Origin of the sequence: Malikia granosa (assembly GCF_002980595.1) — a bacterium.
In the GTDB taxonomy this organism is placed as follows: Bacteria; Pseudomonadota; Gammaproteobacteria; order Burkholderiales; family Burkholderiaceae_C; genus Malikia; species Malikia granosa.
Genome location: NZ_PVLQ01000076.1, coordinates 1 through 8438, shown reverse-complemented (window position 1 = coordinate 8438; position 8438 = coordinate 1). Strand labels below are relative to the sequence as shown.

Sequence of the window (8438 nt, the reverse complement as noted above, 5' to 3'; positions counted from 1 at the left end):
TCCAGCCGCACGTTGCCCCGCTGGCGGGGCGGCAGTGGAGCGATCTGTTCGAATTGCTCGCGAGTCAGTTGCATCGCAACAGTTTCGAGCCAAGTCCACTGCCTTGTCAACTTGCGTTAACAGGCCCTAGTTGGGTGGATGGCAGTCCTCGTCCGCATCGCTGTCCTCGCCTTCGTTGCCGACTTGCGCCAGGTGGGCGAAGCGCGCCAGGATCCGGCCGTACAGCGCGCTGCCCAGGTAGGAGTAGAACGCCGAGTCGGCGGTAATGAAGCCCAGCATGCCTTCCAGGTCGTCCTCGAAGTTGCATGCCTTGCAGGCATAGAGATCCCAGGCGCCGAGGATGAAGTCCAGCAGGTTGCCCATGGTCAGAGGCTTGAAGGAAGCCCGCTCGCCATCGCCTGACAGGGTGTCGCCGCCGTATTCGTCCACCACGCGGTAGGCGATGCGCCGGCCCACGGGACGGGCCTAGACGCTGGTCGCGTCCGAGGTGGTGGAGGCGAGCCGGATGCGGTCGATCTGGACCTGGGTCTCGCCGGCCGTGGGCAGGTATCCTCGGCACCAAAATCCCGCACAGGAAGAAAGTACAGATGGCCAAGACCGCAAGAGTCAGCGAAACCCCCGCGACCGCGCTGCTCAGACAGCATAAGGTGGAATTCACCGAGCACCCCTACGAGTACCTGGAGCACGGCGGCGCGCAGCACAGCGCTAGCGTGCTCGGCGTTGATCCGTTCTGCGTCGTCAAGACGCTGGTGATGCAGGACGAGAAGGCCAGGCCGCTGATCGTGCTGATGCACGGCAACCGCACCGTCTCGACCAAGAATCTGGCGCGCCAGATCGGCGTCAAGTCGGTCGAGCCCTGCAAGCCCGAGATCGCCAACCGCCACAGCGGCTACCTGGTTGGTGGCACCTCGCCCTTCGGCACGCGGCGCCAAATGCCGGTCTACGTTGAGCGCAGCATCCTGGAGCTGCCGCGTATCTGGATCAACGGCGGGCGACGTGGCTACCTTGTGAGCCTGGCGCCCGAGGTCTGCACGCGTCTGCTCGGGGCCACGCCGGTCGACTGTGCGCTGGAAGACTGAGCCGGGACGACCAGTGCCTGGGCGTACTCGAGCCGGTAGCGTGTTGCGTGCTCGATCCGAAGCACCACCTTGGTCGGCCAGCCTTTGGCCTAGAACCAATCGGCCTCGCCCCTGCGAAGCACATGGCAGCCCTCATCCATGGTGGACTCCCGCAAGCTGCGATTCGATCAGGCGGGCCAGATTCTGGAGATGCCCGTCGACCAGGCAGGCACGGAGGCGCACCTGTTATGCCTGGCTGTCGCGCGAGGAGACCAGACGGCTGCTGATGGTGAGGCAGTACCCGCCGACGGGGGCCGGCACGGGCGTGAGGTCGGCGAAATAGGCGAAGTCGCCGTTGTCGAAGAGGGTGGTGCGCATGAGTGGCTCCTGTTCGTCCGGATTCAACCGCTGGCGTGCGGCAGGCCCGGACGGAGGAGTCCACCGACGCTTTAGCCGCATTTCTCGGTCGCCCGCAAGTGGTCATAAATCGGCGACGCCTGTTGAGTCGGGACAGGCTCCCGCTGTTCTGTCCCTAGCCCCAGACGCTCCAGCGACCCGAATGGAACTCATCGGGCAGCAGCACCCGATCGGGCAGGACCCAGCCCAGGCGCAGGGCCACCCTGACCAGGCTCGTGCGCTGGGGCAGGTCGTAGCAGCAGATCCAGTCGGGTATGGCAACGGCAAAGCGCTGCTGGTAGTCCCAGCGGCACTGCAACCATGCGAAACCGGCGGCAAGACTCATGGCAACCTCCCAGCTCAGAATACAAGCCGGCAGGCAACGGGGTCGCGCCATTCGCTGTCCAGCGATAGCGCTGCAGTGCCCGGGGTGGCAAGGCGTTCGCGCCAGGTGGCGATCAGCGCGAGCGAGGCACGCTCGAAAACGAAGGTGGGCTGGTGCCTTGCCGCAGCGGGGCGAAAGCGAGCGAGTTCAGTCATCGTGACTCTCCTGTTTAGCGGCATTGCCAAGGTGGCGGGGGCCGCAAGCTGGAACAAATCCCCCCGGCCGGTTTGCCTGCACAGGCGGGTCGGCCAGACCCGGAAACGAAACAGCCCTCACGAGGAGGGCTGACGCTGCTGCCGGCTTGGTTGCCTCGCAAGGCCACATCGCACTTGGCAGACCACCTTGCCCCGGTGAGGCAGGTTGGCGCGGGCATCAGGCCCGACTCGGAATGTATCTATAGCTTATCACAGCCAAGAGTTCCACATTGGCCCGGAACGTGATCAGCGCCCTGCCCTCGCAGGCCGCTACCGGGGTCTTGCTGAACTCGAAACTGCTGCGTTGTCAGGCGGCGGCTTTCTTGCGTGGCCTACCCCCCAGCCGGCCGTTCGCCCGTGCCGCTGCCTGCTTGGCCTCTGTAGTGGCACGTCCACCCACCTGACCCATGCGAGCTGCCATCCAGGCCTTGGAACCCAGGAAGCCCTCGAGCAAGGCCGGCAGATAAAGGTCGGCATCGATCGTCGGGAAGTACAGGCCCTGGCCAGACGGCGAGATCTCGATTTCGCTAAGGTCCGACAGGGTGGCGTTCTCCAGGCCCTGCGCATGCTGCGGCCTGAACGCGATTTCCAGGCCGCTGTCGAGTTCAATCACCACCCTGCCCGCCTGCTGATCGTAGCGCGCGGCCACGGCCACCGGCCCCTTCTTCAGGTGCTGTGCGCCACGCCGAGCAGCGGCTTCGAAGTCGGCGTCTTGGACGATGTCAGTAGGCTCCATGCCATTTTCTCCAGTCGGCACACAAGGCAGCCAGTTCCTTTGCCAGGGCCAGCGCGATAGCGTTGGCCTGGGTACGGTCGTAGCCGTAGATTTCTCGCAGTTCGGGCGGGCCATCGGGACAGTGCAGCTTGAAGACCGCTTCGCCTCCGTTTCCCATCACGTGAACATGCGCAGGGCGGTGATCGTTTGTGTATATCACCACGCGCAGCCCGCCGATTCTCAGTACAGTTGGCATTCTACAGAAAACCTATACGTTTGGGTTATTTCTTGAGCACTGTGCCTTGATGCGACAAGGACTTGTGCTCTGCATCGGGTCAACACGACTGGACCCGGAAAATTGACTCACTCACGCCTCGACCCATACAGGAAAAGCTTGCCTGCCCGGATGGCTTCGGCCATCTTCGCCAGGTCAGCCACCCGCGCGTAGCGGCGCAGCGAATCGGCCTTGTCGAGATCGTCCACCGGGCAGCTGTAGACGGCGCCGTAGCGCATCATCCACACCTGCCTGCCCGCCGCATTCGTCAGCAGCGCTCCGGCCGGCATGGCGGCCTCTATCACTGCCTGAGCGGTGTTTTTCTGCACCTTCACTTCCACCGCTTGCGTGGCTTCCTTCTCGCGCAGCGTCGCAGCACAGGTGTAGTTGGCCCAGTCCCTATCGGTTTCGATGAGCTTGCGTAGGTAGCCGAAGGGGAACTGGGCTGCACGGATCAGTGGTGCTGCTGCGCGGACGATCTGCCCGAGCCTGTGGCCCATCTTCGTTGCCTCCCCCATCAGCTTGAAGATGGCTCCAGGCTTGAGCCCTATCTGTTCTAGCAACACCAGGTCTTCTGGAATCTGGTTTTTATTTTCAGAAGAACCAGGGATCTGCTGACTGTCTTCAGACATTGTCGAAAGACTAGAAGCGCCGGACATATTGTCCGACGCCGAGCGCGAGAGCCGGGTGGCCAGGCCCAATACCTCGAGAGCCCTGGACGTGAGCCAGGTGTCGGCAATCTGCATGCCGGAGCGCTTCTTGACCTGGTCTCGGTTGATCCAGCCCTTCTCTTTCAGACTGTTGAAGGTCCGCTGTATGGTCTTGTGGCAAGTCTGCAAGGCACATGCCAAGGTGTCCACCGACACCCGTACCGATCGATACGGGTCCTGCAGACTGATGTTGCGGGTGAGTCGTGCCAAGAGGCTGCGCTCGCGATAGGTGAGCGAGTCGAGGCCTCCGCCATCGCATCCCATGATGCGGGCGAGGGCTGTCTGGATGCGTGACGGCAGGTCCACGACTGGCGCGTGGACGAGCTCTATGCTGGCGGTGTCTGCCATGTGTACAGGCGTAGCAAACCGTGCCTAGTGCAAACATTCGAAACCCGCTGTAGAATCCACTCACTGCTGTTTCGTGGACATGATTCTTTAGCGGGTTTTATGTCTGCACTAAACCTTCAAATGCCCGTTCCCCAACGGGCATTTGTCGTTTTACGGTTCGGTGATCAGTCGATCATCTACATTGCTTCGCGCTCCCTTTCCTGAGGTTGGCGGTCATTGGAAGTGTTGTTCTGCACGGCTCTTGAGCCATGCCTCGAGCGCCTGGTACAGGCCGTCATCCGCTGCGTTGAGCGAGATCACCAGTCTGTTCTCGCGCTGAACCAGCTCGGCATACTTCTGCCGGCCTGACTTGATCAGAGCCTTGGTGGCGACGGGCTTGACGGTGGCGACCTTGGTGGCGCCACCCGCCTTCAGCCAGGCGAGAGCCGCTTTCTGCGTCATCTCGCCTAGGGCAATCGCATAGATGGCCTGTACGGCCAGATCGGGACTCTTCTTGGCGAGCGCGACGAAGTCCGATGCCGCATTGGCACCAATGGTCGTCGGGTTTTCCTTTAGGGCTGCAAAGACAGTCTCTGGCAGCCCGTCAAAGGACAGCAGCTTGGACACCACCGCCTGGCTGACCCCGGACTCCTCCGCCAGCTGTTCCTGCGTCAATCCCAGCCTTACCTTGCGCTGGCTGAACCCCAGATACTTCTGGAAGTCCGACATCGACGGGGCAAACAGGTTGTCGTAGAAGACCAGCTTTTCCGCGTCGTCGTCGGTCAGGTCGCGCAGCGTGGCTTCGATTTCCTGCCGGCCCAGGCGTCTGTAAGCCTCGATCCGATGACGGCCTGCGATCAGCTCGAGGCGTCCTTGATGCCCCCTTCTGAGAACGACCGGCGAGGACAATGGGTTCTTGCCAAGGTTATCGACTAGCTCGGTAATCTTGTCCTCGTTGATCGGGGTGGTCTGGTACGGACTGTCCCCGATCAGTGACAAAGGAACCAGGAAGGGTTTTCCGTCGGTGCTTCCGCTGCCGTCGAGACGCGGCAGGGCTGCGGCCGCATCATCGATGCTGGGGGCCGAGACCAGCCCGGAAGACTTGAGAATGCGCCGTTGTTGGTTCTGGATCATGATGCGTTCTGTGCTGCAGACTTGTACCCCTTCTTGGGTCCACGGCTGCGATGGGCGACGACCGGCATGACTCCGGCCAGGCGAATGTCGTAGGCGCCGATCAGCGACTGGGTCAGGTCAATGATGGCCCTCGCCGCTGAACTGGTGGGCTCCTTTTCTATCGCCGGCCCGCTGCGCTCGTCGGAAGTCAGGGAGACCTGACGCACGAAGGATGCCGTATGCGGGATGATGCTGTGCTCCACTTGTCCGGGGTAGGCCCGGCGCAGCGTTTCCAGTGACTCGTTGGAGGCCTTGATGCTGCTGATGAACCCGTTGGCCACGATGCGGATGCTGAACTGGTCCAGGGGGTAGGCGCGCTGGATGTCCGCCACATTGGACTGGAAGACCTCCATCGCCTTGATAGACTGCCCGTCTAGCGAAACCACGGCCAGCAGGTTCTTGGCGGCATACATCAGCGCGAATGCCAGCTGTGAGGTGCCGGGTGCGCCATCGATCAGGATCACGTCATAGCGGCTGAAAAGCTTGACATGTGCCTCGAGCAGTTCACGCACCAGCTTCTCGCGGGCGTAGTTCTGCTGCAGCAGCCAGGTGTCGATGTTGGTGAGGGTGATGTCCGAAGGGATCAGATCCAGCATCCCGCCGTCATAGAGGTGGCGGATGGAGGCCTCGATGTCCGCATCGGTCAGCGGAGACTTCTTGTTGCTCTGGGCTTCCAGCAGGTTGCCGATGTGGATGATTTCCTCGACCGCCCAGTCGATGCCGAAGAGACTGGTCAGGCTCGCCTGAGGGTCAGCATCGATCATGAGCACCTTGTAGCCCTGCATTGCCAAGCAGGCACCGACGTTGCCTGTGATGGTCGTCTTGCCGACACCCCCCTTGGGAATGCGGCAGTAGACGATCGGCGGCAACTCCTGCGGGCGCTCCGGTATCTGGTCTAGGTCCATCAGTGCAAGCCTGGCCTTGCGGATGTCGACGGCACGGTAGACGCTCTGGCCACGCTCGTCGCGTACCAGTTCTGAGGGTTTGAAGATCGACTTGAAGGTGATGGGGCTTCCGCCCCACTTGCAGAAGTCGATGGCTTGCTTCAGTTTTAACGTGCCTCGCATGACTATCCTTGGTGACAGGTTGTTTTATACCACAGCAAGGATTTTCGACGAATTTTGATGCAAAACACTGTGGCTTCGTTCCAGAATCCCTTTTTTGCTCGTCATAAGTCCTGACTTAAAATTACAAGTCTTTGATTTATAAAGATATTATTTTAGAATAAGGTGTACATGGTCTTTTCTAGGGCTGCGCGTCGTGCCGTAGCAGCGAGGTTTTCCAGGTTCCGGCTTGAGGTGATCTCCTATTGGCCATGAAACACATGGTCCTCATGTGCCAATTGGGTTCTCTCTTGAACACTTCGGCAAGGTTTGGCGGGGCGCTGACGTCCTGGCAGAGTCCCACGTTTTGGCGGTCGAGATAGACCATGGATCCTTCCCTAGCGCGGACCATCAATCCTTCACTAGGTGCTTGAAGGTGGTACCTGGCGTGAACTTTGGCTTGCTGCCGGAGGAAATCCTCATGAAACCGCCAGTCATTAGGTTGCGGCCTGTGCGTGCCGCAGCGCTGGTCTTCTCGAAGGTGCAGAAGCCGTTCAATCTCACCACGCCAAATCGGGCCCCTCGCTCTGAATGACCTGGGTGAGGATGTCCAGCAGATGTCCTGTCACCGCCCTGGATGTCTCGGTCTGCGCTGCGATTGCATCGAACAGGGCGGTCTGTTCATGAGCATCTGCGGTTGATGGACTGGAAGCGGAGGTAGGCCGGCTTCTGGAATGGTGAAGTTGATAGGTCAAAGCTGTGCCTATCTACCCGTCTCGATTGCCCTGATGCGCATGGCCAGAGTTGGTTAGAAGTTCGCAAAACAGAACCAGCGGTGCCAGGACTTGGATGGATAAGACTGGGCCAGTTCGCTCAGGGCGGTCAGGACCGTCTCCCGGCCCACCAGGGCAGCAGATCCAGCGTGGCGCGGTATTCGCTGTAGCGCCGAAGACCGAGGAACAGGAGCAGGGCTGTAAAGATGAAGTTGTCATCGGCCAGTAGATGGCTGCTGACGGCAAACCTGCAGGCGTTGAGGCAGCTCGCAAGAATGTGGGGCTCACGTATGTGGCTGCTTTCGTGAGCGAGCACCCCAAGCAATCCTTCGTCGTTCATCCTGTTCAGAAGCTTAGTGGTGAGGTAGACGCGCGATCAGCGAGGCAATATCCCGACGCTGTTGGCTTCCGGATCGGGATGTTCATGCAGGGTGACAGCAGGGCAGGAGGGGAGGGCAGCGGCGATCCATATCAGTCGTGCCTGCAATGGGTTCTTGGGTGACGGCCTGATCGCCATCAAGCGTGCCGTCAGTGGCGAAATGGCATAGAAGATGAGCAGAAAAATCACGCTGCCAGGCACCATAGGCCTGATCACGGAGTTCGTGACCAATTCTGTGACTCACAGCATGACAGAACCAAGGCGCGTCAGGGAGATAGCCAGGACGGGTCTCCTGGGCCAGTTTGTCGGGATCATTTGAATTGGCAGTCGATGCAGATTAGTACCGTGGCCACCGAGCTACTGTGGCTGTCCCAAGATTCGATTACATCCACTTGGTTATTCTCACCGACCGGGTCAAGGGAGCCAACCGATGATCGCCGTAATGGAGCCACTTTCATGTGGTCAAGCGGGCATCGGACATAGGGCTTAGGTTGTCGATTTTCCTGTCATTTGGGTAGTGATAATCCTTGGGTTAGAAGTATTCTGGGCGAACTGTATGACCGGCCGTCGAGGACCAGACAGTAGGCGTTGTGGCGCAAGCGGTCAGGAGTGGAGGACGCGAGAAGCGGGTTGGCTGGGAACGCCTGATCCCATTCTGGGAAGTCGAGGTTGCTCGTGACGATGGTGGCCGTACGCACGTAGCGTTCAGCGATGAGGTCGTGCACGTCCTCGTCGGCCGGAGCGCGCAGCGGCTTGGGGCCAAAGTCGTCAATGATCAGCAGCGGTATGCGCGCCAAGGCGGAGAGCTTGCACTGGTAGGCTCCGGTGGCACGCGCCGCATAGAGCGACAGGGTTAGGTGAGCACAGATGGTGAACAGCACATCCACGCCCTGGCGTACCGCACAGTGCCCGAGCGAAGCAGCCAGATGGGACTGGCCTGTGCAGCAGTGCCCGACGATGAGAAGCGCGAGTAACTCGGTGTAGGCGAGCCTAGGGCGTGTCATCAATTGA

Annotated in this window: 14 protein-coding genes and 1 riboswitch; of the genes, 1 reads left to right on the top strand and 13 read right to left on the bottom strand. The window is 60.6% G+C overall.

Going from position 1 to position 8438, the window contains the following annotated elements:
- Nucleotides 1-126: 126 nt before the first annotated feature.
- Entirely contained in the window at nucleotides 127-456 is a 330-nt protein-coding gene (locus tag C6P64_RS15195; RefSeq protein ID WP_105749398.1) for a hypothetical protein, read from the bottom strand.
- Nucleotides 457-587: 131 nt separating this feature from the next.
- Here C6P64_RS15195 and C6P64_RS15190 point away from each other — a divergent pair, with 131 nt between their 5' ends.
- Nucleotides 588-1079, top strand: a complete 492-nt coding sequence (locus C6P64_RS15190; RefSeq protein WP_105749397.1) for an aminoacyl-tRNA deacylase — start codon at nucleotides 588-590, stop codon at nucleotides 1077-1079.
- 225 nt (nucleotides 1080-1304) lie between these two features.
- Here C6P64_RS15190 and C6P64_RS18730 read toward each other — a convergent pair whose 3' ends face one another.
- The 12 genes from C6P64_RS18730 to C6P64_RS15140 form a co-directional block, all read right to left on the bottom strand.
- Nucleotides 1305-1436 (bottom strand): hypothetical protein, encoded by a 132-nt coding sequence (locus tag C6P64_RS18730; protein ID WP_281257974.1) that lies wholly within the window; start codon nucleotides 1434-1436, stop codon nucleotides 1305-1307.
- 154 nt (nucleotides 1437-1590) lie between these two features.
- Nucleotides 1591-1800, bottom strand: a complete 210-nt coding sequence (locus C6P64_RS15185) for a hypothetical protein (protein WP_146115945.1) — start codon at nucleotides 1798-1800, stop codon at nucleotides 1591-1593.
- A gap of 14 nt (nucleotides 1801-1814) precedes the next feature.
- A complete protein-coding gene (locus C6P64_RS15180; RefSeq protein WP_146115944.1) occupies nucleotides 1815-1994 on the bottom strand; it encodes a hypothetical protein in 180 nt (59 codons plus the stop codon).
- Nucleotides 1995-2130: 136 nt separating this feature from the next.
- Nucleotides 2131-2236: riboswitch (SAM-I-IV-variant riboswitch) on the bottom strand.
- Between the two features lie 104 nt (nucleotides 2237-2340).
- A complete protein-coding gene (locus C6P64_RS15175; RefSeq protein ID WP_105749394.1) occupies nucleotides 2341-2769 on the bottom strand; it encodes a DUF2442 domain-containing protein in 429 nt (142 codons plus the stop codon).
- Complete coding sequence (locus C6P64_RS15170; protein WP_105749393.1) at nucleotides 2756-3004, bottom strand: DUF4160 domain-containing protein; 249 nt, start codon at nucleotides 3002-3004, stop codon at nucleotides 2756-2758. Before C6P64_RS15170 ends, C6P64_RS15175 begins: the two co-directional genes overlap by 14 nt.
- Before the next feature lie 107 nt (nucleotides 3005-3111).
- Nucleotides 3112-4080, bottom strand: coding sequence for an immunoglobulin domain-containing protein (locus tag C6P64_RS15165; protein WP_105749392.1), 969 nt, complete (start codon nucleotides 4078-4080; stop codon nucleotides 3112-3114).
- A gap of 213 nt (nucleotides 4081-4293) precedes the next feature.
- Nucleotides 4294-5193 carry a ParB/RepB/Spo0J family partition protein gene (locus tag C6P64_RS15160; protein WP_105749391.1) on the bottom strand — a complete coding sequence of 300 codons (900 nt, stop codon included), beginning with the start codon at nucleotides 5191-5193 and terminating at the stop codon, nucleotides 4294-4296.
- Nucleotides 5190-6299, bottom strand: coding sequence for a ParA family protein (locus C6P64_RS15155; RefSeq protein ID WP_105749390.1), 1110 nt, complete (start codon nucleotides 6297-6299; stop codon nucleotides 5190-5192). The genes C6P64_RS15160 and C6P64_RS15155 overlap by 4 nt, the downstream gene beginning before the upstream one ends.
- Before the next feature lie 387 nt (nucleotides 6300-6686).
- Entirely contained in the window at nucleotides 6687-6839 is a 153-nt protein-coding gene (locus tag C6P64_RS18615) for an HU family DNA-binding protein (RefSeq protein ID WP_245911754.1), read from the bottom strand.
- Nucleotides 6840-7157: 318 nt separating this feature from the next.
- Nucleotides 7158-7388, bottom strand: a complete 231-nt coding sequence (locus C6P64_RS18610) for a M48 family metallopeptidase (protein ID WP_245911753.1) — start codon at nucleotides 7386-7388, stop codon at nucleotides 7158-7160.
- Nucleotides 7389-7424: 36 nt separating this feature from the next.
- Nucleotides 7425-7616 carry a hypothetical protein gene (locus C6P64_RS18605; protein ID WP_245911752.1) on the bottom strand — a complete coding sequence of 64 codons (192 nt, stop codon included), beginning with the start codon at nucleotides 7614-7616 and terminating at the stop codon, nucleotides 7425-7427.
- A 317-nt stretch (nucleotides 7617-7933) separates the two neighbouring features.
- On the bottom strand, nucleotides 7934-8438 hold a 505-nt coding region (locus tag C6P64_RS15140), incomplete at its 5' end, for an ATP-binding protein (RefSeq protein ID WP_170073122.1).